This is a genomic window from Paracoccus solventivorans, assembly GCF_900142875.1.
In the GTDB taxonomy this organism is placed as follows: Bacteria; Pseudomonadota; Alphaproteobacteria; order Rhodobacterales; family Rhodobacteraceae; genus Paracoccus; species Paracoccus solventivorans.
This window is the reverse complement of record NZ_FRCK01000001.1, coordinates 177434-200371: the sequence shown is the minus strand read 5'-3', so window position 1 is coordinate 200371 and position 22938 is coordinate 177434. Positions and strand designations below refer to the sequence as shown.

The window sequence follows — 22938 nt, the reverse complement described above, 5'->3', positions numbered from 1 at the left end:
CCCCGCGCCCCCGCGCGGCTCAAGCGGCGAGACGGCGGGGCAGCTGCAGCGCCAGTTCCAGCTCGTCCAGCCCCAGCGGGTTGCGCAGGGGCAGGGTGGCGGTGGGCGCAAAGCCCAGACGGCGGTAAAAGCGCAGGGCGCGCTGGTTGGTCGCGACCACGTCCAGCTGGATATGGTGATGCCCCTGCGCCGCGGCCCGTGCGACCAGCTGGCGCACCAGCGCCGCGGCCAGCCCGGTGCCGCGTGCGGCGGGCAGCGCATAGACCCCCATCAGCGTCGCGGTGCCGGGGGACTCGAGCGCCTCCCACCGTCCGACGGCCAGCGGCTGGCCCTGCGCCCAGCCGGCGGCCCAGCAATCGGCGTGTTCCAGCACGGTGCGGAACTCATCCTGCGGGCGGTTGATCCATTCGGCCCAGTCGCTGGCGAACAGCCCCTGCAATTCCGCCAGCGCGCCTTGCATGATGCGCTGCCAGGGGTCGGCGTCGGCCGGGGTCAGCCGCCACAGCAGCGGCCTAGGGGTCATGCCGGGGCAGTTGTGCCGAGGCGGCGCGATGCGGCCGCGCCACGTCGCGCAGGTCGACCGACAGGCATTCGGCGTCGATCACCACCGCGCCGTCGCCGGCGAATGCCAGCACCAGCCGCCCGGTGCCGTCCTCGCCCGGCTGCCAGTCCAGCGTCAGCAGCGACAGCACCGTGCCAGGGTCGTTGCGGTCGATACCATCATGGCGCACCCGCAGCACGTCCGAGATCACCAGCAGCGCCCGCACCCGCTCATAAGGGCGCGATTCGCGGCGGGCAGAGTCGGCGTCCTCCCAGCGGAAACGGCTGAGCAGCAGGCTGAAGCGGCGCGATTTCGGGTCATAGCCCATGTCGCCGACGCTCAGCACCGCATCCTGCGCCAGCGCGGTCAGCACCCGCAGGTCATCGCCATCCTCGGCCCGGATCGCCAGCGCCGCATCGGGCCCGGCATCGGCAAAACGCGCGTCATTCGGCATGGGCAGGCCGCTCCTTGATCCGCTCGATATCCGCGCCGACACCGCGCAGCTTGCGCACGACTTTCTCATAGCCGCGGTCGAGATGGTAGACGCGGCTGACGATGGTTTCGCCCTCGGCCGCAAGCCCGGCAAGGATCAGGCTGACGCTGGCGCGCAGGTCGGTCGCCATCACCGGGGCGCCGCGCAGCTTTTCGACGCCGGTGACGCGGGCGTGGCCGCCGTGGACCTCGATCTGCGCGCCCATCCGCGCCAGTTCGGGGGCATGCATGAAGCGGTTCTCGAAAATGGTTTCCTCCAACTCGCTGGTGCCCTCGGCGGTGCAAAGCAGCGCCATCATCTGCGCCTGAAGGTCGGTGGGGAAACCGGGGAAGGGCTCGGTCACCACCTTCACCGCATTCACCCGACCGTTGCGGCGGGTCACGGTCAGCCCGCGTTCGGATTCGGTGACGCTGATCCCGGCCTCATCCAGTTTCTCGCAGAACGCCTCGACCAGCTCGATCCGTCCGCCCAGGCAGGTGACCTCGCCGCCGCAGATGGCGGGGGCGAGCATATAGGTGCCCAGCTCGATGCGGTCGGTGACGACAGGGTGGGTGGCGCCCGACAGCCGGTCGACGCCCTGGATGGTGATGGTATCGGTGCCCTCGCCCTCGATCTGCGCGCCCATGCGGCGCAGGCAGCGGGCGAGATCGACGATTTCCGGCTCGCGCGCGGCGTTCTTCAGCACGGTGGTGCCGCGGGCCAGCGTCGCGGCCAAGAGCGCGTTTTCCGTGGCCCCGACCGAGACCAGCGGAAACTCGATCACCGCGCCACGCAGCCCGCCCATCGGGGCTTTCGCGTGGACATAGCCGTCGCGCAGGTCCAGTTCCGCGCCCATCGCCTCCAGCGCCCGCAGGTGCAGGTCCACCGGCCGCGCCCCGATCGCGCAGCCCCCGGGCAGCGACACGATCGCCTGCCCGTCGCGCGCCAGCATCGGCCCCAGCACCAGGATCGAGGCCCGCATCTTGCGCACGATGTCGTAGTCGGCGCGGTGGCTGCTCAGCGCGTGGCTGGACAGCGCCAGCACCCGGCCGTCCTGCAGATCCGCGACCTCGGCCCCCAGCGAGCGCAGCAGCTCGGTCATGGTGCGGATGTCGGACAGCCGCGGGGCGTTGGTCAGGGTCAGGGGCTCGTCGGTCAGCAGGGTTGCGGGCATCAGGGTCAGGCAGGCGTTCTTTGCGCCCGCAATCTCGATCTCGCCATTCAGCGGACCGTTGCCGCGCACCAGAATCGTATCCATCAGTCCTCGCTATCGCCCCGGGTTTCGGTGGTCGGGGTCGTTATGTTGCTGCCCGCCGCGGCGCCGCCGCTGCCTGTGTCGCCGTCTTCGCCGCCGGCCATCCCGGCCCGGCTGCGCGCCTGCGCCTTGCGCCGCGCCAGATTTTCCCGCAGCGCGAGCGCCTGCCGCGCCGCGCGGTCGTCGGCGCCGGGGGTGCTACGCGTGCGGCCGGTCCTGCCGGGGTGACGGTCCTTGTCCATCCGGTCCAATTAATCGCCTCGCCCGCCCAGGTCCAGCGCCAGCGCACCGGACCGGCGGAGACGCCGCGCCCCCGCGGACAGAGAACCGGGATTTCCCCTCATACCCCCTTGCACCCCCGCGCCCTTGCGTCTAAATCGCCCCCCACGGTCCGATGGCGGACCAGCCGGCGCTGTGGTAGCTCAGTGGTAGAGCACTCCCTTGGTAAGGGAGAGGTCGAGAGTTCAATCCTCTCTCACAGCACCATAAAATCAACAACTTAGTCGTATGATAAGGTTTGCTCTCTGGTCTGCTGGACCTGAAGCTCCATTGTCGGCGGCCTTTCGGGGCACGAGGCGGATTCTGCTGCGTCGAGGAGCGCCTGCAACCTCGGTTCGCGCAAGATATCGTTCTCATGGCCGAGGATCTGCCCTGTCCGCCCGGATGGCACGTCCTTGCGCTGCCGCCGCACCGGGGCCAGATAGGGGGCATGAGCATCCCGCCCCGTTTTCCCGTCACCCCCGAGCAGATCGACCGCGTGGTCGCCGTGTTCTACGGCGCCGTGCGCCGGCACGAGGTGCTGGGGCCGGTGTTTGCCAATCACGTCAGCGACTGGCCCGAGCATGAGGCCAGGATCGCCGCCTTCTGGCGCAATGCGATCCTGTTCCAGCGGGTCTATGACGGCAATCCGATGCGGGTGCACCGGGCGGCGGGCGATGTCCGCCCCGAGCATTTCCGCGACTGGCTGGCGCTGTTCGACGCCACGCTGGCCCGGCTGCTGCCCGAGGAGACCGCGCAGGCGTGGTCGGCGCTGGCGCATCGGATCGGCGCCGGGCTGCGGATGGGGGTCGAGGATCTGCACGCGCCGGCGGGGCCGCCGGTTCTGCGGTAAGGGGCAGGGGCTCTGCCCCCGTCTCTGCGGGACTTCCCCGGGGTATTTGGGCAAGGAAGAACGGGTCAGGCCTGCGGGTTTTGCCAGCGCTGTTCCAGCGCCTCGATGGCGGCGATGCGGCGCTCGATCGGCGGGTGCGAGGCCAGCCAGGCGACCGGGGTGCCGCTGCTGCCGGTCAGCTGGCCCAGCCGCGCCAGCAGCGCCTTTTGCGGCGCGGTGCCGAAGCCGGACTTGACCATCAGCGCGGCGGCAAAGGCGTCGGCCTCGTATTCATCCTCGCGCGACAGCCTTGCGGCCAGCGCCGAGGCGACCAGCATCGCCAGCCACGGGCCAATGATGGGGATGAAGCGGCCGAAGGTCGTCGCCAGCACCGTGCGCACCAGGTTCTGCCCGGCGAAATCCATCATCCGCCGGCGGGCGTGGCCGTGGGTGACGTGGCCCAGTTCATGCGCGATGACCGAGGCGAGCTCGGCCTCGGTTACCTTGCCGGCGTCGAGCTGGTCCAGAAAGCCGCGGGTCAGGAACACCCTTCCGTCCGGCGCAGCCAGCCCGTTCACCGGCGCGATCTCATAGACATGCGCCCGGACCGGCCCCAGCCCCATCGCCCGCCCCAGCCGGTCCAGCGCCGAGGCCAGCCGCGGGTCGTTCAGCGGCGTCGAGTTCTGCGTCAGCTGCTGGCGCAGCCGCCACGCCGAAAACAGCCACATGGCCACGGCGTAGGCGACGATGAGGATAAGCGGCAGCAGCTTCATGCAGGCAATCTGGGCACTGGCCGGGGCGGGATCAACTGCGGATCAGCCCAGCACCCGCATCGCCTGCGTCAGCCCCTGCAGGGTCAGCGGCAGCATCCGGTTTTCGAAGATGCGGGCGATCATCCCGATCGACTGGGTGTGGCGCCAATGCTGCTGCGGCACCGGGTTCAGCCAGACGTGATCGGGCCAGGTCTCGGCCAGGCGGCGCAGCCACAGCTCTCCGGGTTCGGGGTTCCAGTGCTCGCTGGCGCCGCCGGGGGCCACGATCTCATAGGGCGACATCGAGGCGTCGCCGACCACGATCACCTTCCAGTCGCGGCCATAGCGGTGCATCAGGTCCCAGGTCGGGATGGTCTCGTCCCAGCGGCGGCGGTTGTCCTTCCACACGGCTTCATACAGGCAGTTGTGGAAGTAGTAATGTTCCAGATGCTTGAACTCGGCCCGCGCGGCGGAAAACAGCTCGTCCACCACGCGGATATGGTCGTCCATGCTGCCGCCCACATCCAGCAGCAGCAGCACCTTGACGGCATTGTGGCGTTCCGGCCGCGTCTGCACGTCGATATAGCCGTGGTCGGCGGTGGCGCGGATGGTGGCGGGCAGGTCCAGTTCCTCGGCCGCGCCGTGACGCGCCCATTGCCGCAGCCGCTTCAGCGCCACCTTGATGTTGCGGGTGCCCAACTCGACCGAATCGTCGAAGTCGCGAAACTCGCGCTTGTCCCAGACCTTGACCGCGCGGCGGTGGCGCGATTCAGCCTGGCCGATGCGCACGCCCTCGGGGTTGTAGCCATAGGCGCCAAAGGGCGAGGTGCCAGCGGTGCCGATCCATTTGTTGCCGCCCTGGTGGCGGCCCTGCTGCTCGGCCAACCGCTCGCGCAGCTTTTCCATCAGCGCCTCGAAACTGCCCGAACTCTCGATGGCGGCCATTTCCTCGGGCGTCAGCAGCTTTTCGGCCAGTTTCTCCAGCCATTCGCGGGGCAGGGCGGTTTCGCTGACCAGCGCTTCCAGCGGCACGGTTTCCAGCCCGGAAAAGCTTTCCGCGAAGGCGCGGTCATAGCGGTCGACGTGGCGTTCGTCCTTGACCAGGATGGCGCGGCCAAGGCCGTGGAACTCCTCGACCGACCAGCCGGCCAGCCCCGCGTCCATCGCCGCCATCAGGTCCAGCCATTCGCGCAAGCTAACCGGCACCCCGTGGCGGCGCAGCGAATCGAGGAACGGGCGGAACACCGCCCTACACCCGCAGCCAGCGGTCGATCAGGATGGTCGCGAACAGCCCCAGCACCGCAAAGGCGATCGCATGGGCTGCGGCATATTGCAGCCGGTCCTTGCCATTGCCGCCGGCCCGGCGCGCCCGCATGTCGCCCAGGATGGCGCCGAGGACGAAGGCTGCGATGACGATCATGGGCCATCCCCCGCTGGCTGTGAAAGGCGATCTGCCGCTGGCTTAGGCGAACCGGCGCGGGCTGACAAGCAAGGCGGTGGGCAAGGCGGCGGGCGGGACACAGGCGTGCGATGCGCCCTTGATCCGGTCCGGCCGCCCGATTAGGTTCAAGGCAACACGATTTCGGAGGGCGTTGCAGATGACGCCCAGGCGTCCCGCGGGTGCGGACGCAATCCCGGCCCCCAAGGCCCTGCCTGCCGACACCCGCAAGCCCGGCGACGGTGCGCTTTATGCCGCGCTCGACCTGGGAACGAACAGTTGCCGGATGCTGATTGCCCGCCCCTCGGGTGGTCAGTTCCAGGTGATCGACAGTTTCTCGAAGCCGGTCCAGCTGGGGCTTGGCCTCGAGGCGTCCGGCCGGCTTTCGCGGCAGTCGATGTCGCGGACGGTTCATGCCTTGCAGGTATGTCGGCGCAAGATCGAGCAGCACGGTGTGCGCCGGATGCGGCTGGTCGCGACCGAGGCCTGCCGCCGCGCCCGCAACAGCCGCGACTTCATGCGGATGATCCGGCGCGAGACCGGGCTGCCGGTGGAAATCATCGCCGCCGAGGAGGAAGCCCGGCTGGCGGTGATCTCTTGCGCACCGCTGGTCAACACGCAGACCGAGCAGCTGCTGGTCGTCGATATCGGCGGCGGCTCGACCGAGCTGGTCTGGATCGACCTGCGCGGGGTGGAACCGGCACTGCGGTCGCGCGCGATCATGCGGCTGACCGACGGTTTTCCCGATGGCGCGGCCGGAAATGCGCGGGTGGTGGACTGGATCAGCGTGCCGCTGGGCGTGGCCACGCTGCGCGACCAGTTCGTCGATGTCAGCGACGACCCGGCCCGATTCGCCCTGATGAGCTGGCAGTTCGAGCAGATGCTGGAGGATTTCGCGCCCTATATCACCGGGGTGCGCGCCGACGACGCCTTTCAGATCATCGGCACCTCGGGGACGGTCACCACCGTCGCGGCCAGCCATCTGGGGCTGAAACGATATGACCGGACCAAGGTGGACGGGCTGTCCATGACCTCGGTCGAGATCGACCGGGTGATCCACAACTACCTGGCGCTGGGCCCCGAGGGGCGGCGCGCCGACCCCCGCATCGGGCGCGAGCGTCACGCCCTGATCATGTCCGGCGCGGCGATCCTGCAGACGCTGATGCGGGTCTGGCCGACCAGCCGCCTGTCGGTGGCCGACCGCGGCCTGCGCGAGGGGCTGCTCTATTCGCAAATGGTGCGCGACGGGGTATTGGCCTCGGACGGGCTGATGGGAGTGGCATGATGGCGGCGGGTTCGGGTGGGACGGCAGGCGGGCGCGGCGGCGCCGGCAGCAGCCGCGCGGGCAAGGGCAGTTCCGGGCGCGGGCAGCGCGACCTGCGGGTGCGGGTCAAGACCGCCAAGGGGCGCAAGCTGTCCTCGACCCTGTGGCTGGAACGGCAGCTGAACGACCCCTATGTGGCGCGGGCGAAACGCGAGGGCTATCGCGGCCGCGCCGCCTACAAGATCATCGAGCTGGACGACAAGTACCGGTTCCTGAAACCCGGCGCCCGGGTGGTCGACCTGGGCTGCGCGCCCGGCGGCTGGTGCCAGGTGGCGGTGGCGCGGGTGAATGCGCTGGGCGAGGTGCGCGGCAAGCCGCAGGGGCGGGTGCTGGGGGTGGACCTGCAAGAGGTCGAGCCGATCGCCGGGGCCGAGCTCCACCAGCTCGACTTTCTTTCCGACGATGCGGACGAGCGGGTCAAGGAATGGCTGGGCGGCCGCGCCGACGTGGTGATGTCGGACATGGCGGCGGCCTCGTCCGGGCACAAGGGCACCGACCATCTGCGCATCGTGACGCTGGTCGAGGCCGCGGCCGAGTTCGCCTTTGACGTGCTGGAACCCGGCGGCAGCTTCATCGCCAAGGTGCTGGCCGGCGGCGCGGAACAGGGGCTGCAGGCAATCCTGAAGCGCAACTTCACCACGGTGGCGAACGTGAAGCCGCCGGCGAGCCGGTCCGATTCCTCGGAAAAATTCGTCGTGGCACTGGGGTTCCGGGGCAGGGCGGATGCCTCGGAGCAGGGAGAGAGCGGCGGCGACGAGGATTGAGCGGGGCTGGGGCGGTGGATTTGCGGCGCCGTTGTTGGGTTCCGTGCGACCGGGTGCTGCTGCACGGGGCGCTTACCATCGCTGCTGCGCCATGGGTCCTCACGCAATAACCGTGCAGGTTCTTCCGAGGCATTCGTCGCGGCGGCGGGATTCTGCGGCCTGGAGGAGCACGCCTCGGTGCAGGTCAAGGGAGACGGCGACGAAGATTGAACGAGGCTGCGGCGCTGCCGGCGTTCCTTCTCGCGTCGCTGTTCGGTCCCGTGCGGCGGTGGCACTTTATGCTGCGGCGCCCGCCATCCGGGCGCTGTGCAATGGACCATTACGCAAAGCCATGCCGGTCCTTCCGGGCATTCGTTGCGGCGATGGGACACTGCGACAGGAAGAGCACGCCTCGAAACAGTACGGAGGCACCCGCCGCGCCGCTGTCCGGTCCGGCGCGGCGGGTGCAATGCCGCACGGGGGATGTGCGCTGTCGCCGCTTCGCAATACGCTGTCACGCAATATTCATACTGTTTCCTCCGAGGAGTTCGCCATGGCGGTGCTGTTCTGCGGCCAGGAGGACGAAACCTCGAAGCAGGTTAAGGGCGACCGCGCCGCGGACTGAGCCAAGGTACCGGAGACCTCGCCGCGTCGCTCTCCCGGTCCCGTGCAACCAGTGCAGTGCTGCACTGCGGCGCACGCCATCGGCTGCTCCGCAAGGCGCCGCCCCACGGTGTTCGTGCCGCTGTCTCTCAGAAAGTCGTCGTGACGATGGGGCTTAGGGAACGAGGGGAAGCAGACCTCGGAGCAGGCTGAGGACGACCGTAGTGCGGATTGAGCCAGAGTGCGGCGCTGCCGGAGATTCTTGCCGTGTCGCTATCGGGGGCCCGCATGACGGGTGCAGTGCCGCACGGGAGCGCCGGCCATCGCGCCGGTGCGTAATGCGCTGTCACGCATTGTTCTCACCTTCGCTTGCATCGTTGTTTTCCCTTGGCCGGCCGCCCGCCCCGCTGTCCGCTTGCCGCGCCGGCATCTACTGCTGGACCACCGTTCCCTCCCGGCCGTCCCACCCGTATCGCAGCCGACACCACCCCCTTCGAGCGGTTCTTAAATATCCTCGGGGGAAGAGGCCGCAGGCCTCGCGGGGGCGGACAGCCCCCGTCCGGCGGGGCCGCACGGCGCTCGGCCTCAGCCCGCCGCAGAGCTTGCCCGCGCCATCTGCCGGTAGTTTTCCGGGGTGCGGCCGGTGGCGGTGATGAAGCTGCGGATCAGGTGGGCGGTGCCGGTGAAGCCCAGCTCGGCGGCGATCTCGGCCAGGGGGCGGTCGGTGCTGCGCAGGACCGTGGTCGCGCGTTCGAGCCGTAGCTCATAAAGCAGCGCCAGGGCCGAGCAGCCGCGGTGGCGGCGGCAGGCGGCGTCCAGCCCCGCGGCGCTGACCCCCAGCGCCTCGGCCAGGTCGGCAACGGTGCGGCCGCGACCTAGCTCGCGCCCCGCGAGTTCGCGGTAGGCGCCCACCAGCTGGCGGTCGTCGATGTCGGGCGGCGGCCGCCGCCCGGGCTTGGCCCCCGCCGGGACCATCCGGCGCAGCGAGCCGGCGATCAGCCCCAACCGCAGCCCGGCGGCGATCCCCTCGGGGTCGTCCAGCCGCTGCGCCAGCGCCCGCAGATCCGCCGACAGCGTATCGCCCGCCGCCGAATCCGCCAAGGTTGCGACGATGCGGTTCGGCAGCGGCAGGTCCAGCCGCTCGCCCAGGTCGCGCGGCATCAGCAGCACCTGCCCGCAGACGCCGGGCTGCGGCTCGGCGGCAAAGGCGGTGCCGGCGGGGATGAACACCACGCTGTCGGCGCCGTGATCGACCGGCCCGCGCGGCAGGGTGATCCGCAGCGTGCCCGCCGTCACCCGGATCAGGCAGTGATCGCCCCGTGTCCGGCCGCGCCGGGCCCGGGCCGGGCCGGCCGGTCCGCCCCAGGCGAAACTGTCCAGCGGCAGCAGCCGCAGCCCGTTTCCGGGCAGCAGCGGCCGCCCGGCATAGGGCCGCAGCGGCGCCGTCGGCCGCGGCAGGTTGGCCGGGTCCGGCAGTGCCACCCCCGCAGGCGCCGCCGCAGGATTTGCAGGCGGCTGGAGTTCCGGATCGGGACGGGGTGCCTGGGCGAACATCGACCTGCCTGCGTGACTGAAACTCGCCCTGTCATAAAAGACAAAACTCTAATAAATGTTTAACGCGCCTGGCAGGAAACGGAACCCGTCCTGCGCCGAAATCCTGCCAAGACCTGCAAAAATCCCCTCAGACGAGCAGATTAGTCCAGTCTCGCATCCGGTTGCGAAACCAGATGCGCTGCGACTTGGCATATTGCCGGGTCGCGATCACCGCGCGCTCGCGCGCCTCGGCCAGGGTCAGCTGGCCGGACAGATGCCCGGCCAGCTCGGCCGCGCCGATGGCGCGGGCCCATTGCGCGCGGGGGTCCCAACGGGGCAGCATGGCACGCACCTCGTCCAGCGCGCCCTCGTCCAGCATCGCGTCGAAGCGGCGGGCGATGCGCTCGGCCAGCAGATCGCGGTCCATCTGCAGCACGAAACGCTGCGCCTGTTCGGGCGGGACCAGCGGCGGCGGGGTGTCCGCCTGCCAGTCGGCAAGCCCGCGGCCGGTGGCGGCCAGAACCTCCCATGCGCGCTGGACGCGGGCGGGGTTGCGCAGGTCCAGCCCTGCGCGGGTGCGGGCATCCAGTGCGGCGATCATGCCGGCCAGACCGTCGTCGCGCGCCAGCCAGGCATCGCCCTGCGCCCGGATCTCGGGCGGCACCGGCGGGATCACCGCCAGACCCCGGGTCAGCGCCGACAGGTAAAGCCCGGTGCCGCCGGCGATCACCAGCCCGCGTCCGGTCCTTAGCAGTGCGTCCACTTCGGCCAGCCAGTCGCCCACCGAATAGCTGCGCCCCGGGGCGACATGGCCGTAAAGCAGATGCGGGGCCGCGGCCTCGTCCCGGGCCGAGGGGCGGGCGGTCAGCACCCGCCAGCACGACCAGACCTGCAGCGCATCGGCATTGACCACGGCGCGCCCGGTTTCCTGCGCGATCCGCAGCGCCAGCGCCGATTTCCCCGCCGCGGTCGGCCCCGCGATCAGCACCACGCGCGCAGGCTCGATCGCGGCCAGCAGCCGGTCCAGCCCGGCGGGCGTCGTTGCGTCGATGACATGGGGGCCAGTGTTGATCATGCGCTCTATCTGGGCCATTTTGCGCGCCAGCGAAACAGGGCGATGAAACCGGGGGAACACCACATGAACGACACGCCAAGCAAGACCCCCGACCAGCCCGCAGACCAGCCCGCCGCCAGCTACAAGCGGGTGATGCTGAAGATTTCGGGCGAGGCGCTGATGGGCGATCAGGGCTACGGGCTGCACCCGCCCACCGTCGCCCGCATCGCCGACGAGGTGGAATCGGTTCACAAGCTGGGGGTCGAGATCTGCATGGTGATCGGCGGCGGCAACATCTTCCGCGGGTTGCAGGGCAGCGCGCAGGGGATGGAGCGCGCGACCGCCGACTATATGGGGATGCTGGCCACGGTGATGAACGCGCTGGCGATGCAGGCCGCGCTGGAAGCCAAGGGCCTGCATTCGCGGGTGATTTCCGCCATCCGCATGGATGAGGTGGCCGAGCCCTATATCCGCCGCCGCGCCATCCGCCACCTAGAAAAAAAGCGCATCTGCATCTTTGCCGCCGGCACCGGCAACCCGTATTTCACCACCGACACCGCCGCCACGCTGCGCGCCAACGAGATGGGCTGTGAGGCGATCTTCAAGGGGACCAAGGTGGATGGGGTCTATGACAAGGACCCGGCCCGTTTCCCGGACGCGAAACGCTATGACGACGTGACCTATGACGAGGTGCTGCAGAAGCACCTGGGGGTGATGGATGCCTCGGCCATCGCGCTGGCGCGGGACAACAACCTGCCGATCATCGTGTTCTCGCTGGACGAGCCCGGCGGGTTCTGCGGCATCCTTGCCGGCAAGGGCACCTATACGCGGGTCCACGGCTGAGGACGCCCGAAAGTTCTTGTGGGGCGCGTAATCATTCTGAAAGGAATCCCGTGGTAGACGGGTGCGGAACTATACAAGCGCCCGTTGAAGAGGCTATAGCACCGGGAAACGATTGAAGAGGGAACCATGGCCGACGAGATCGAGATCGACACCGACGATCTGGAGCGCCGGATGAAGGGCGCGATGGAAAGCCTGCGGCACGAATTTTCCTCGCTGCGGACGGGACGCGCCTCGGCCAGCATGATCGACCCGATCATGGTCGACGCCTATGGCTCGCTGACCCCGATCAACCAGGTCGGCACCGTCAACGTCCCCGAGCCGCGGATGGTCACGATCAACGTCTGGGACAAGGCGATGGTCGGCAAGGTGGAAAAGGCGATCCGCGAAAGCGGGCTGGGCATCAACCCGCAGCTGAACGGCACCATCATCATGCTGCCGATCCCCGAGCTGAACGAGGAACGCCGCAAGGAGCTGACCAAGGTCGCCGCCGGCTATGCCGAAAGCGCCCGCGTCGCCATCCGCAACGTGCGCCGCGACGGCATGGACCAGATCAAGAAGGCCAAGGGCAAGGGCATGTCCGAGGACGACCAGAAGTTCTGGGAAACCTCGGTGCAGGAGCTGACCGACAAGATGATCGCCGAGGTCGACAAGGCGCTCGAAACGAAACAAGCCGAAATCATGCAGGTCTGATCCATGGCCGCCGAAGCCGCGACGGTCGGCGTGCCGGTTGCCGGGGGGACGATGGCGCGCCCGCGCCATGTCGCCATCATCATGGACGGCAACGGCCGCTGGGCGACGGAACGCGGCTGGCCGCGGCTGGTCGGCCACCGCCGCGGGGCCGAGCGGGTCAAGGAACTCGTCCGCGCCGCCCCCGATCTGGGGGTGAACTGGCTGACGCTCTATGCGTTCTCGACCGAGAACTGGAAGCGCTCGACCGAGGAAGTGCTGGGGCTGATGGGCATCTTTGCCCGCTATATCCGGCGCGAGGCCGACGCCATGGCGGCCGAAGGCGTGCGGCTGCGCTTTATCGGCGGGCGCGCCCGGCTGGACGACAAGCTGCAATCGCTGATGGCGGGGATCGAGGCGCGCACCGCCGGCAACACGCGGCTGAATCTGACCGTGGCGATCAACTATGGCGGCCGTGATGAACTCGCCCGCGCCGCCGCGCGCCTGGCCGCGCGCATCGCCAGCGGCGAGATCTCCCACCCGACCGAGGCGGACCTGGCCGCCTGTCTGGACACCGCCGGCCACCCCGATCCCGATCTGGTGATCCGCACCAGCGGAGAGACGCGCACCTCGAACTTTCTGCCCTTCCAAGCGGCCTATTCGGAATATGAGTTCACCCCGGTGCTGTGGCCCGATTTCTCGCCGGCGCATCTGGCCGAGATCCTCGAACGGACCAGCCAGCGCCAGCGCCGCTTCGGCGCGGCATGACCGCGCCCGGGGCTCAGGGGCGCTGGGGCGACCTGGCGGCGCGGATCGGCTCTGGCATCGTGATCCTGCTGGCCGGGGCGGCGCTGCTGCTGTTGCCGCTGCCGCTGGCCGGGGCCGGGATCGCGGCGCTGGTCGGCGGGCTGATCTGGGAACTGACCCGGCTTGCCGTCCCCGCCCCCGCGCCGCGGCTGGTGGCCGGGGTCGCGCTGGCGGCGGCGGCGGCGATGGCGGCGGCGCTGTATCTGGGCCCTGCGGCGGCGCTGTTGCTGCTGGTACCGCTGGCCGCCGGGACGGCCGCCGCCCGCCCTGGGCTGCGCGGCGCCTATGCGGGGATCGCGCTGGCGATGATGCTGGCGGCGTTCGGCGTGCTGTGGCTGCGCGCGATGGCGGGGCTGCCGGTGACGCTGTGGGTGGTCGCCATCGTGGTGCTGTCCGACGTACTGGGGTATTTCGTCGGCCGGACCCTCGGCGGCCCCAAGTTCTGGCCCGCCATCAGCCCGAAAAAGACCTGGAGCGGCACTGCCGCCGGCTGGATCGGCGCCGCGGTGCTGGGGCTTCTGCTTGTGATCACAGGCACCGCCCCCGCCAGCGTCATCGTGATCGGCCCGATTCTGGCCTTTGCCGGGCAGATGGGCGACATTGCCGAAAGCTGGATCAAGCGGCGGGTGGGTGTCAAGGACAGCTCGCAGCTGATCCCCGGCCACGGGGGGCTGATGGACCGTTTCGACGCCATGACCGGATCGCTGGGGCTGGCGACGCTGCTGTCGCTGGCGGGGCTGCTGCCGGCAATCGGGGGCTGAATGCGCAGCGTCTCGATCTTTGGCGCGACCGGCTCGATCGGGGAAAGCGCCTTTGATCTGCTGATCCGCTCGGGCGGGGCCGCGGCGTGGCGCACGGTGGCGCTGACCGGCGGCCGCAACGTCGCGCGGCTGGCCGAGATGGCGCTGGCGCTGCGGGCGGAAATCGCCGTGATCGCCGATGACACCCTGCTGCCCGAACTGCGCACGGCGCTGGCGGGCAGCGGCATTCAGGCCGCGGCCGGCGCACAGGCGCTTGCTGAGGCTGCGGACCGCCCGGCTGACTGGTCGCTGTCGGCCATCGTCGGCGCGGCGGGGCTGGCGCCCGGGCTGCGGGTGGTGGAACGCGGCGGCACGCTGGCGCTGGCGAACAAGGAAAGCCTGGTGACCGCCGGGCGGCTGCTGATGGGATGCGCGGCGCGGACCGGCGCCACCATCCTGCCGGTCGATTCCGAACATTCCGCGGTGTTCCAGTGCCTTGAGAATGAGAACCTCGACCGGATCGAGCTGGTGACCCTGACCGCCTCGGGCGGGGCCTTCCGCGACTGGCCGCTCGAGCGGCTGGCGGCGGCGACGGTGGCCGAGGCCTCGACCCACCCCAACTGGGCGATGGGGCAGCGCATCACCATCGACAGCGCCAGCATGTTCAACAAGGCGCTGGAGATCATCGAGGCGCATGAGTTCTTCGGCCTGCCGAGCGAGCGCATCGCGGTGCTGGTCCACCCCGAATCCATCGTGCACGCGCTGGTGTCCTATGCCGACGGCGGCACGCTGGCGCATCTGGGTCCGCCCGACATGCGCCACGCCATCGGCCACGCGCTGCACTGGCCCCGGCGGGAAAAACTGCCGCTGCCGCGGCTGGATCTGGCCCGGCAGGGCAGCCTGACCTTCCGCGAGCCCTGCGCCGCGCGCTGGCCGGCGCTGTCGCTGGCGCGGCAGGTGATCGCGCAGGGCGGTGCTGCCGGGGCGGTGCTGAACGCGGCCAAGGAACAGGCGCTGGACGATTTCATCGCCGGGCGCATCCGCTTTACCGACATGGCCGGCGCGGTGGCCCATGCGCTGGACCGCGCCGCCGGGCAGACGGGGTTCGGCCGCAGCCCCGCCAGCCTGGCCGAGGTGCTGGCCTGGGACGAGGCCGCGCGCCGCGCCGCCGCCGACTGGCGGGCCGCCGCATGATCGAGGCTGTGATCACACAGACCGGCGGACTCGCCTGGACAATCGTCGCCTTTGTGGTGGCGCTGTCGATCATCGTCGGCGTGCATGAATACGGCCATTACATCGTCGGCCGCTGGTGCGGGATCCGGGCCGAAGTGTTCTCGCTGGGGTTCGGACCAAAGCTGGTGGCCTGGCGCGACCGCCGCGGCACGGTCTGGCAGATCGCGGCGATCCCGCTGGGCGGCTATGTCCGGTTTCTGGGCGATGCCGATGTTGCCAGCGCGACGCGCGACGGCACCGTGGACCCGGCGCTTGCCCGGCAGACGCTGGGGGGTGCGCCGCTATGGGCGCGGTTCGCCACGGTGGCGGCGGGGCCGGTGTTCAACTTCATCCTCGCCGCGCTGGTCTTTGCGGGTGTGATCACATGGCAGGGGCTGGCGACCGAGCGGCTGGAGGTGGGCGAGATCCTGCAAGCACCGCCCGGCGTGGTGAACCAGCTGCAACCGGGGGACGAGATCCTCGCCATCGCCGGCCACCCTGTTCCCGACTGGCCTGCGCTGTTCGCCCTGCCCGAGACGCTGCCTGCTGCGCCCAGCCACGACTGGACCGTGCGCCGGAACGGGGCCGAGATCACCGTGACCGCCCCCGACCCGGCGCCGCCGCGCATCTCGGGGGTGTCGCCGCGCAGCGCGGCCTCGGCCGCCGATCTTCGCCCGGGCGACGTGGTGCTGGCGGTCGAGGGCCGCCCCATCGCCCGCTTCACCGAGCTGCGCCCCGCGGTCGAGGCCGCAGCGGGCCGCCCCGTGGCCCTGCGCGTCTGGCGCCCGGGCGTGGGCGAGGCCGATTTCGCGCTGATCCCGCGCGAACAGGACCTGCCCACGACAGGGGGCGGCTTTGAAAAGCGCTGGCTGATCGGCGTCACCGGCGGCGAGGGGTATTTCCGCCCAGCCACCCGCACCCCCGGCCCGGTCGAGGCGCTGGCCATCGGCGCCCGCCAGACCCGCGACGTGGTCTGGGGCTCGCTGACCGGCATCGTCGCCATGATCACCGGGCAGATCGGGCGCTGCAACCTGTCGGGCGCGATCTCGATCGCCGAGGTGGCGGGCGATGCCGCCAGCGCCGGGGCGGGCAATTTCTTCTGGCTGGTGGCGCTGTTGTCGGCAGGGATCGGGTTCCTGAACCTGCTGCCGATCCCGGTGCTGGATGGCGGCCATCTGCTATTCTACACATGGGAGGCCGTGGCCCGCCGTCCCCCGTCCGAGCGCGCGATGGACATCCTGACCCGCATCGGCATGGCGCTGGTGCTGACGCTGATGGTGTTCGGCCTGACCAACGATATCGTCTGCCGCTGACCCGCCGGGCCCGGATTGCCCCGTTTCTGCCGGGTTTGCTTTGACAGCTCCCCCCGTGCGGGGTTAATCCTGCCGCAAATGGCGAACGGAAAACCGGCGCCGGACGCTGACGCGAGGGGCAGGCAATGACGGATCGGATGAGGGGCGCGGCTTTGGCCCGCGCGCGCGCGGCGGGGACGATCCCGGCGATGGTGCTTGCCGCGGCGCTGGGCGTGGCCGGCGCGGCGAGTGCCGCGGTCTACGACCAGGTGCGGCTGGAGGGCGCGCAGACGGTCGATGCCGAGACCGCGCTGTCGCTGGCCAACCTGCGCCGCGGGGCCGATCTGTCGCTGGGCGATCTCAATGACGCCCAGCAGCGGCTGCAACAATCCGGGCTGTTCGAGACGGTCGAGATCGTCCCGCAGGGCCGCACGCTGGTCATCCGGGTCAGCGAATACCCGGTGATCAACATCGTCAATTTCGAGGGCAACCGCCGCATTAAGGACGACCAGCTGGCCGAGGTGGTGCAGTCGCGCTCGCGCCGGGTGTTCTCGCCCAGCATGGCGGAACAGGACGCGCAGGCCATCGCCGCGGCCTATGCGTCACAGGGGCGCTATGCCGCCCGCGTCGATCCGCGGGTGATCCGCCGCTCGGGCAACCGCGTTGACCTGGTGTTCGAGATCCGCGAGGGCAAGGTCACCGAGATCGAGCGCATCGGTTTCACTGGCAACCGTGCCTTTTCCGACCGCAAGCTGCGCGACGTGCTGTCCACCAAACAGGCCGGGCTGCTGCGCGCCTTCGTCCGCCGCGACACCTTCGCGCCGGAACGGATGCAGCTGGACGAAAAGCTGCTGACCGATTTCTACCGCTCGCGCGGCTATGCCGATTTCCGCGTGCAGGCGGTCGCCCCCGAGGTCGCGCGCGAACGCGACGCGTTCTTCGTGACCTACAACATCTACGAGGGCCCGCGCTATCACTTCGGCAATGTCGGGGTGGTCAGCGAGATCCCGGGACTGGATGTCGCGCCTTATCAGGCCCAGAACAAGGTCCGCCGCGGGCAGGTCTACAGCCCCTCGGCGGTGGAAAACACCATCCAGCGGATGGAGACGCTGGCCCTGCAGCAGGGGCTGAACTTCGTCAGCGTCGAGCCGCGGGTGACCCGCAACATGCGCAACCAGACGCTGGACCTGACGCTGGCGCTGGTGCGCGGCCCGCGCATCTTCGTCGAGCGCATCGACATCGAGGGCAACACCACCACGCTGGACGAGGTGATCCGCCGCCAGTTCCGCACCGTCGAGGGCGACCCCTTCAACCCGCGCGAAATCCGCGCCTCGGCCGAACGGATCCGGGCGCTGGGGTATTTCAGCGACGCGCAGGTGGAAACCCGGGCCGGGTCCACGCCGCAACAGGTCATCGTCGACGTGAACGTCGAGGAACAGCCCACCGGCACGCTGAGCTTTGGCGCCAGCTACGGCGCCGATGCGGGCGTCGGCTTCAACGCGGCGCTGTCGGAAAACAACTTCCTGGGCCGCGGCCAGACGGTGCAGCTGGGCTTTTCGACCGCCAGCGGCTCGCGCAGCTTCGATTTCAACTTTGTCGAGCCGTATTTCCTGGGGCGCGACCTGCGGGCGCGGTTCTCGGCCTGGTACCGGACCTCGGATTATTACAACGCGCGCTACAACACCCGCAGCATCGGCCTGTCCTCGGGGATCGAGTTCCCGGTCAGCGACAACGGCCGGCTGGAGCTGCGCTATCGGATCAGCAAGGACAAGCTGTTCGACGTGAGGCCGATTCCCGATTGCGACGTCGATCCCGATGACTGCAGCGGTACGCCGCCGACGCCGGACGTGGGCTCGTCCCCGATCCTGGTCGAGGAAGAGGGCGAGCGGCTCACCTCGTCGCTGGGCTACAGCTACAGCTATGACAGCCGCATCGTGGGGATCGACCCGCTGACTGCCTACAAGCTGCGCTTCAGCCAGGATTTCGCCGGGCTGGGCGGCGACGTGGAATCGGTGACGACGACGGTCCTGGCCGGGGTGGAAAGCCGCGCCTGGCGCGAAGAGGTCACCCTGCGCGCCGAGTTCGAGGCCGGCGCCCTGCACATGCTGGGCGACACCGACAGCCGCATCACCGACCGCTTCCGCGGCACCGGCCGCATCCGCGGCTTCGAGGCCAACGGTTTTGGTCCGCGCGACCTGAACGCGCCCTACGAGGATGCGCTGGGCGGCAACTATTTCTGGGCGCTGCGCACCGAGGCGCAATTTCCCATCGGCCTGCCCGAAGAATACGGTATCACCGGCGGGCTGTTCGCCGATGCAGGTTCGGTCTGGGGGTTGGACAACGTGGCGGGGGCGCCCGGGACCAGCCCGCCCGACGGCACGGTGGACGACGACATGAAGGTCCGCGCCTCGGTCGGGGCTTCGATCTTCTGGACCACCCCGATCGGGCCGCTGCGCTTCAACTTCGCCAAGGCGGTGAAGAAAGAGGACTACGACCGGGACCAGCCGTTCGACCTGTCCATCACGACCCGGTTCTGATGCGTAGGGCGGGGCTGCGGCGGGCCGGCGCGCCCCTGATCGCGGCGTTGCTGCTGGGTGCATTGCCGCTGGCCGCGCAGGAACCGGCCAGCCCGCGCCCGGTCCCCCGCGCTTCCGAGGCGCCGCCCGCTGCGGAAGCGCCGGGGCTGAGCGACGCGGCCAGCGACCTTGCCGGCCCCGCCGCGGCGCTGCCCGCGCCCGCTGCCCCGAATGGGGCCGCCGACGCACCGCTGCGGCTGGCGCCCTCGGCCGCGGCGGGGGCGGACCCGCGGGCGCTGGCGGTGGTGATCGTCGATCAGGAGGCGCTTTACCGGCAGTCGCGCTGGGGAATGCGCGCGCAGGCAGAGCTCGCCGCGCAGTCGCGCCAGGTCGCTGCCGACAACGACCGCGCCTTTGCCGATCTGGTCGCCGACGAGGATGCGCTGACCGCCGCCCGCGCCCGGCTGTCCCCCGAGGAGTTCCGCATCCGCGCCGCCGAGTTCGACGAGCGGGTGATGGCGATCCGCCGCGAACGCGACGAGGCGCGCGAGGCGCTGTCGGACACCGCCGAACGCGACCGCGCCATCTTCTTTCAGGCCGCGGCGCCGGTGCTGGGGCGGGTGATGGTGGCGCGGGGGGCGCTGGTGATGCTGGACCAGCGCATGGTGCTGATCGCCGACGACCGGGTGGACGTGACCGACGACGCCATCGCCGCGCTGAACGCCGAGCTGGGCGACGGCCGCGAGATCATCGCCGCCGCGCTGAAGGCGCAGGCCGAACAGGAACGCGCACAGGCCGAGGCCGAGAAGGACAAAGCGCCGGCGGGGTCCGAGACGGACCTCGATTCCGCCGCCGGCCGCGACACGGCGGCGGCGTCGGACGGGGCGGCCGCTGATCCCGGGTCCGCGACTGCGCCGGAGGATGCGGCGCCCGCGGCTGCGCTTGACGATGAATCGGCCGGACCGGCCTCCTCGGCGGGGTCGGGCGGAACGGCCGACCCGGCGGCCGCGGCTGCGACGGTGCCGGGGGATGCGGCTGTGCCTGTCGATGAAGCGTCCGGACCGACGCCCTCGGCCGTGCCCGCGCCGGGCGCTGCGGGCTCTGACGCCTCCGACCCGGCGCCCTCACCACCGGAAGATGCGGCCACCGATGCCGCGCCGGATTTGGATGCCAGTTCTGCCCCCGGCGCGGAGGCCGCGCCGGCTCCGCCGCCCGCCGGCTCCGGCCCCCCCTCCGGGCCCGGCGGGGCCGAGTGAGATGCGGGCCGGGACGGGCGACACGCTGATCGCCCTGCCGGGGCAGCGGATCGGGCTGCTGGGCGGCTCGTTCGATCCGCCGCACGCCGGGCATCTGCACATCACCGAAATGGCGCTGCGCCGGTTCCGGCTGGACCGGGTGTGGTGGCTGGTCAGCCCCGGCAACCCCTTGAAACCCCACGGTCCCGCGCCGCTGCCCGACCGCATCGCCGCCGCAAGGGCGCTGGTCCACGACCCCCGCATCCGCGTCACCGGGATCGAGGCGCAGCTGGGCACGCGCTGGACCGCCGACACCATCGCCGCGCTGCGGGCGCGCTGGCCGGGGGTGCGCTTCGTGTGGCTGATGGGCTCGGACAACCTGATCCAGTTCAGCCGCTGGGACCGCTGGCGCGGGATCGCCGCGCAGGTGCCGATCGGGGTGATCGCGCGTCCGGGCACCCGCACGCCGGCGCGGACCTCGCGGGCGGCGCGGATCCTGTGGCAGGCGCGGCTGCCCGAAGCCCGCGCGCCCCTGCTGGCCGAGGCGCCGGCGCCGGCCTGGGTGATGATCAACGGGCCGATGAGTCCGTTGTCGTCCTCGACCATCCGGGCCGCGCGGAACCCGGCCCCCGGGCGGCCCGGCTGACCGGGGCCAGCTTGCCAAGGCTCAAGCGCATTTGCTAGCACAACCAAAACATCCCGGAGTGACAGAATGGCCGAGCCAGAGCGCGCGCCCGCACCCTACACCACCGCCGACCTGGCCCTGATCAAGCGCATCATTCCGCATCGCTACCCGTTCCTGATGATCGACCGGGTGCAGGATATCGTGCCCTTCGAGGGTGGGGTGGGGATCAAATGCGTGACCTCGAACGAGCCGCATTTCCCCGGGCACTTCCCCGACCAGCCGGTGATGCCCGGCGTGCTGCTGGTCGAAGCGATGGCCCAGACCGCCGCGGTGGTGGTGGGCATCACCCGCAACTACATCGACGAGCGGCTGCTGACCTATTTCATGGGGGTCGACAACTGCAAGTTCCGCCGCATGGTCCAGCCCGGCGACGTGGCCGAGCTGCATGTCAAGGTCAAGCGCCCCGGCGGCAAGATCTGGAAGTTCACCGGCGAGGTGCAGGTGGACGGGCAGGTCTGCGCCAGCGCCGAGTTCACCGCGATGATGGCCGTGAGCGACGCGGCCGATGGCTGACACGCAGATTCACCCCTCGGCCATCGTCGAGCCGGGGGCGGAACTGGGGCAGGGGGCCCGCATCGGGCCCTTCTGCCATGTCGGGCCTCAGGTGCGGCTGGGTGATCGGGTCGAGTTGAAATCCCATGTCGTCGTCGCCGGAGAGACCGAGATCGGCGAGGGGACGGTGATCTTTCCCTTTGCCTCGATCGGGCAGGCGCCGCAGGACCTGAAGTTCGGGGGCGAGCGCACGCGGCTGGTGATCGGCGCCCGCAACCGCATCCGCGAATATGTGACCATGAACCCCGGCACCGCCGGCGGCGGCGGGCTGACCCGGGTCGGCGACGACGGGCTGTTCATGTCCTCAAGCCACGTCGCGCATGACTGCCGGATCGGGAACCACGTGATCCTGGTCAACAGCGTCGCCATCGCCGGGCATTGCGTGCTCGAGGACGAGGTGATCGTCGGCGGGCTGTCGGGTGTCCACCAGTTCGTCCGCATCGGCCGCGGCGCGATGATCGGGGCGCTGAGCATGGTCACCGCCGACGTGCTGCCGCACGGGCTGGTGTCGGGGCCGCGCGGGCAGTTCGAAGGGTTGAATCTGGTCGGGCTCAAGCGCCGCGGCGCCAGCCGGGCCGAGATCGCGGCGCTGCGCGAGCTGCTGGCGGCGCTGGCGTCGGGATCGCTGCGCGAGACCGCGCAGCGGCGCGCCGGGGGCGAGGTCACCGCGATGGAGCGCGAGGTGCTGGACTTCATCCTCGGCCCCAGCGACCGCAGCTTTCTGCGCCCGCCCGCGAAATGACCGGCGCGGCAAAAACCGCGATCCTCGCCGGGGACGGGGTGCTGCCGGGGGTGGTGGCGCAGGCGCTGGGTGACGCCGGGACCCCGCCGCTGGTGCTGGCGCTGGAAGGATTTCCCCCCGCGTTGCCCCAGGGGATCGCCGCCGAAAGCTTCCGGCTTGAACGGCTGGTGCCGCTGCTCGACCGGCTGGTGGACGAGGGGTTTGCGCGGGTGGTCTTTGCCGGCGCGATCCGCCGCCCGCGGCTGGAACCCGAGATGTTCGACCCCCGCACCGCCGCGCTGGTCCCCCGCATCCTGACCGCGATGCAGCAGGGCGACGACGGCGCGCTGCGCGAGGTGATCGCGATCTTCGAGGACTGGGGGCTCGAGGTCGTGGGCGTCGACGCGATCTGCCCCGCGCTGGTGCCCGGTGAAGGGGTGCTGGCGGGCGAGCCCTCGGCTGCCGACCGCGCGGACGCCGCCCGCGCCGCCGCGATCCTGTCGATCACCGGCCCGCTGGACATCGGGCAAGGCTGCGTGGTGGTTCAGGGGCTGTGCCTCGCCTTTGAAACCCTGCCGGGGACCGAGGCGATGCTGGAGTTTGCCGCCCTGCACCAGGGGCTGCGTCCGCGCCCGGATGGCGCGCGCGGCGTGCTGTTCAAGGCGCCGAAGCCGGGGCAGGACCGCCGCATCGACCTGCCCGCCATCGGCCCCGACACGGTGGCGCAGGCCGCCCGCGCCGGGCTGGCCGGGATCGCATGGCAGGCCGGCGGCGTTCTGCTGCTGGACCGCGAGGCGACCATCGCCGCGGCCAAGGCGGCGGGGGTGTTCCTGTGGGCACGGGCGTGACGGGGTATTTGGGCCA

General features: G+C 70.5%; 25 protein-coding genes and 1 tRNA gene. 17 read left to right on the top strand and 9 right to left on the bottom strand.

The genetic code is table 11. The features are described 5' to 3' along the window. Positions 1–19: 19 nt before the first annotated feature. The 4 genes from BUB57_RS01015 to BUB57_RS01000 are packed head-to-tail and all read right to left on the bottom strand — an operon-like array spanning position 20 to position 2519. Positions 20–523, bottom strand: a complete 504-nt coding sequence (locus BUB57_RS01015) for a GNAT family N-acetyltransferase (protein WP_073060607.1) — start codon at positions 521–523, stop codon at positions 20–22. Then, positions 513–995, bottom strand: a complete 483-nt coding sequence (locus BUB57_RS01010) for a DUF2948 family protein (protein WP_073060604.1) — start codon at positions 993–995, stop codon at positions 513–515. The genes BUB57_RS01015 and BUB57_RS01010 overlap by 11 nt, the downstream gene beginning before the upstream one ends. Then, positions 985–2271 carry a UDP-N-acetylglucosamine 1-carboxyvinyltransferase gene (murA, locus tag BUB57_RS01005; protein ID WP_073060601.1) on the bottom strand — a complete coding sequence of 429 codons (1287 nt, stop codon included), beginning with the start codon at positions 2269–2271 and terminating at the stop codon, positions 985–987. Before murA ends, BUB57_RS01010 begins: the two co-directional genes overlap by 11 nt. Beyond that, positions 2271–2519, bottom strand: coding sequence for a hypothetical protein (locus BUB57_RS01000; protein ID WP_143159556.1), 249 nt, complete (start codon positions 2517–2519; stop codon positions 2271–2273). The genes murA and BUB57_RS01000 overlap by 1 nt, the downstream gene beginning before the upstream one ends. Positions 2520–2679: 160 nt before the next feature. Here BUB57_RS01000 and BUB57_RS00995 point away from each other — a divergent pair. Beyond that, positions 2680–2754: transfer RNA gene (locus BUB57_RS00995), tRNA-Thr, on the top strand. 223 nt (positions 2755–2977) lie between these two features. Next, a complete protein-coding gene (locus BUB57_RS00985) occupies positions 2978–3379 on the top strand; it encodes a group III truncated hemoglobin (RefSeq protein WP_073060591.1) in 402 nt (133 codons plus the stop codon). Positions 3380–3444: 65 nt separating this feature from the next. Here BUB57_RS00985 and BUB57_RS00980 read toward each other — a convergent pair whose 3' ends face one another. Genes BUB57_RS00980 through BUB57_RS16820 form a run of 3 tightly spaced genes read right to left on the bottom strand, consistent with a single transcriptional unit; the run spans position 3445 to position 5530 of the window. Continuing rightward, complete coding sequence (locus BUB57_RS00980) at positions 3445–4131, bottom strand: M48 family metallopeptidase (RefSeq protein WP_073060586.1); 687 nt, start codon at positions 4129–4131, stop codon at positions 3445–3447. A 42-nt stretch (positions 4132–4173) separates the two neighbouring features. Beyond that, positions 4174–5355, bottom strand: a complete 1182-nt coding sequence (locus tag BUB57_RS00975) for a vWA domain-containing protein (RefSeq protein ID WP_073060583.1) — start codon at positions 5353–5355, stop codon at positions 4174–4176. Between the two features lie 4 nt (positions 5356–5359). Beyond that, positions 5360–5530 (bottom strand): hypothetical protein, encoded by a 171-nt coding sequence (locus tag BUB57_RS16820; protein WP_200796385.1) that lies wholly within the window; start codon positions 5528–5530, stop codon positions 5360–5362. Positions 5531–5708: 178 nt separating this feature from the next. Here BUB57_RS16820 and BUB57_RS00970 point away from each other — a divergent pair, with 178 nt between their 5' ends. The 3 genes from BUB57_RS00970 to BUB57_RS16395 all read left to right on the top strand — a co-directional run bounded on the left by BUB57_RS00970 (position 5709) and on the right by BUB57_RS16395 (position 8240). Next, positions 5709–6833 (top strand): Ppx/GppA phosphatase family protein, encoded by a 1125-nt coding sequence (locus tag BUB57_RS00970; protein ID WP_073060580.1) that lies wholly within the window; start codon positions 5709–5711, stop codon positions 6831–6833. After that, positions 6833–7636 carry an RlmE family RNA methyltransferase gene (locus BUB57_RS00965; RefSeq protein WP_143159555.1) on the top strand — a complete coding sequence of 268 codons (804 nt, stop codon included), beginning with the start codon at positions 6833–6835 and terminating at the stop codon, positions 7634–7636. Before BUB57_RS00970 ends, BUB57_RS00965 begins: the two co-directional genes overlap by 1 nt. A gap of 331 nt (positions 7637–7967) precedes the next feature. After that, complete coding sequence (locus BUB57_RS16395; RefSeq protein ID WP_143159554.1) at positions 7968–8240, top strand: hypothetical protein; 273 nt, start codon at positions 7968–7970, stop codon at positions 8238–8240. A gap of 563 nt (positions 8241–8803) precedes the next feature. On the opposite strand, the gene BUB57_RS00960 is transcribed toward BUB57_RS16395, so the two are convergent. Beyond that, positions 8804–9772, bottom strand: coding sequence for a helix-turn-helix domain-containing protein (locus BUB57_RS00960; protein ID WP_143159553.1), 969 nt, complete (start codon positions 9770–9772; stop codon positions 8804–8806). Between the two features lie 127 nt (positions 9773–9899). Continuing rightward, the gene (gene miaA, locus BUB57_RS00955) at positions 9900–10826 is read right to left on the bottom strand and encodes a tRNA (adenosine(37)-N6)-dimethylallyltransferase MiaA (RefSeq protein ID WP_073060575.1); all 927 of its coding nucleotides are present in this window, start codon (positions 10824–10826) and stop codon (positions 9900–9902) included. A 63-nt stretch (positions 10827–10889) separates the two neighbouring features. Here miaA and pyrH point away from each other — a divergent pair, with 63 nt between their 5' ends. The 12 genes from pyrH to BUB57_RS00895 all read left to right on the top strand — a co-directional run bounded on the left by pyrH (position 10890) and on the right by BUB57_RS00895 (position 22922). Then, positions 10890–11648 carry a UMP kinase gene (gene pyrH / locus BUB57_RS00950; protein ID WP_073061975.1) on the top strand — a complete coding sequence of 253 codons (759 nt, stop codon included), beginning with the start codon at positions 10890–10892 and terminating at the stop codon, positions 11646–11648. Between the two features lie 126 nt (positions 11649–11774). After that, positions 11775–12338, top strand: coding sequence for a ribosome recycling factor (gene frr / locus BUB57_RS00945; RefSeq protein ID WP_073060572.1), 564 nt, complete (start codon positions 11775–11777; stop codon positions 12336–12338). Between the two features lie 3 nt (positions 12339–12341). Further along, a complete protein-coding gene (gene uppS / locus BUB57_RS00940; protein ID WP_073060569.1) occupies positions 12342–13082 on the top strand; it encodes a polyprenyl diphosphate synthase in 741 nt (246 codons plus the stop codon). After that, a complete protein-coding gene (locus BUB57_RS00935) occupies positions 13079–13882 on the top strand; it encodes a phosphatidate cytidylyltransferase (protein ID WP_073060566.1) in 804 nt (267 codons plus the stop codon). The genes uppS and BUB57_RS00935 overlap by 4 nt, the downstream gene beginning before the upstream one ends. Then, positions 13883–15055 carry a 1-deoxy-D-xylulose-5-phosphate reductoisomerase gene (gene dxr, locus BUB57_RS00930; RefSeq protein WP_073060563.1) on the top strand — a complete coding sequence of 391 codons (1173 nt, stop codon included), beginning with the start codon at positions 13883–13885 and terminating at the stop codon, positions 15053–15055. After that, positions 15052–16386 (top strand): RIP metalloprotease RseP, encoded by a 1335-nt coding sequence (rseP, locus tag BUB57_RS00925; protein ID WP_073060560.1) that lies wholly within the window; start codon positions 15052–15054, stop codon positions 16384–16386. The genes dxr and rseP overlap by 4 nt, the downstream gene beginning before the upstream one ends. 125 nt (positions 16387–16511) lie before the next feature. Beyond that, positions 16512–18902: an outer membrane protein assembly factor BamA gene (gene bamA, locus BUB57_RS00920; protein ID WP_073060557.1), complete on the top strand. Its 2391-nt coding sequence runs from the start codon at positions 16512–16514 to the stop codon at positions 18900–18902. Then, positions 18902–20137, top strand: a complete 1236-nt coding sequence (locus BUB57_RS00915) for an OmpH/Skp family outer membrane protein (protein WP_073060553.1) — start codon at positions 18902–18904, stop codon at positions 20135–20137. Before bamA ends, BUB57_RS00915 begins: the two co-directional genes overlap by 1 nt. A gap of 1 nt (position 20138) precedes the next feature. Then, complete coding sequence (locus tag BUB57_RS00910) at positions 20139–20762, top strand: nicotinate-nucleotide adenylyltransferase (protein ID WP_073060550.1); 624 nt, start codon at positions 20139–20141, stop codon at positions 20760–20762. A gap of 66 nt (positions 20763–20828) precedes the next feature. After that, positions 20829–21314, top strand: a complete 486-nt coding sequence (fabZ, locus tag BUB57_RS00905; RefSeq protein ID WP_073060547.1) for a 3-hydroxyacyl-ACP dehydratase FabZ — start codon at positions 20829–20831, stop codon at positions 21312–21314. Next, positions 21307–22095 carry an acyl-ACP--UDP-N-acetylglucosamine O-acyltransferase gene (lpxA, locus tag BUB57_RS00900; protein WP_073060544.1) on the top strand — a complete coding sequence of 263 codons (789 nt, stop codon included), beginning with the start codon at positions 21307–21309 and terminating at the stop codon, positions 22093–22095. The genes fabZ and lpxA overlap by 8 nt, the downstream gene beginning before the upstream one ends. After that, positions 22092–22922, top strand: coding sequence for an LpxI family protein (locus BUB57_RS00895; protein ID WP_073060541.1), 831 nt, complete (start codon positions 22092–22094; stop codon positions 22920–22922). The genes lpxA and BUB57_RS00895 overlap by 4 nt, the downstream gene beginning before the upstream one ends. The last annotated feature ends 16 nt before the right edge of the window (positions 22923–22938 follow it).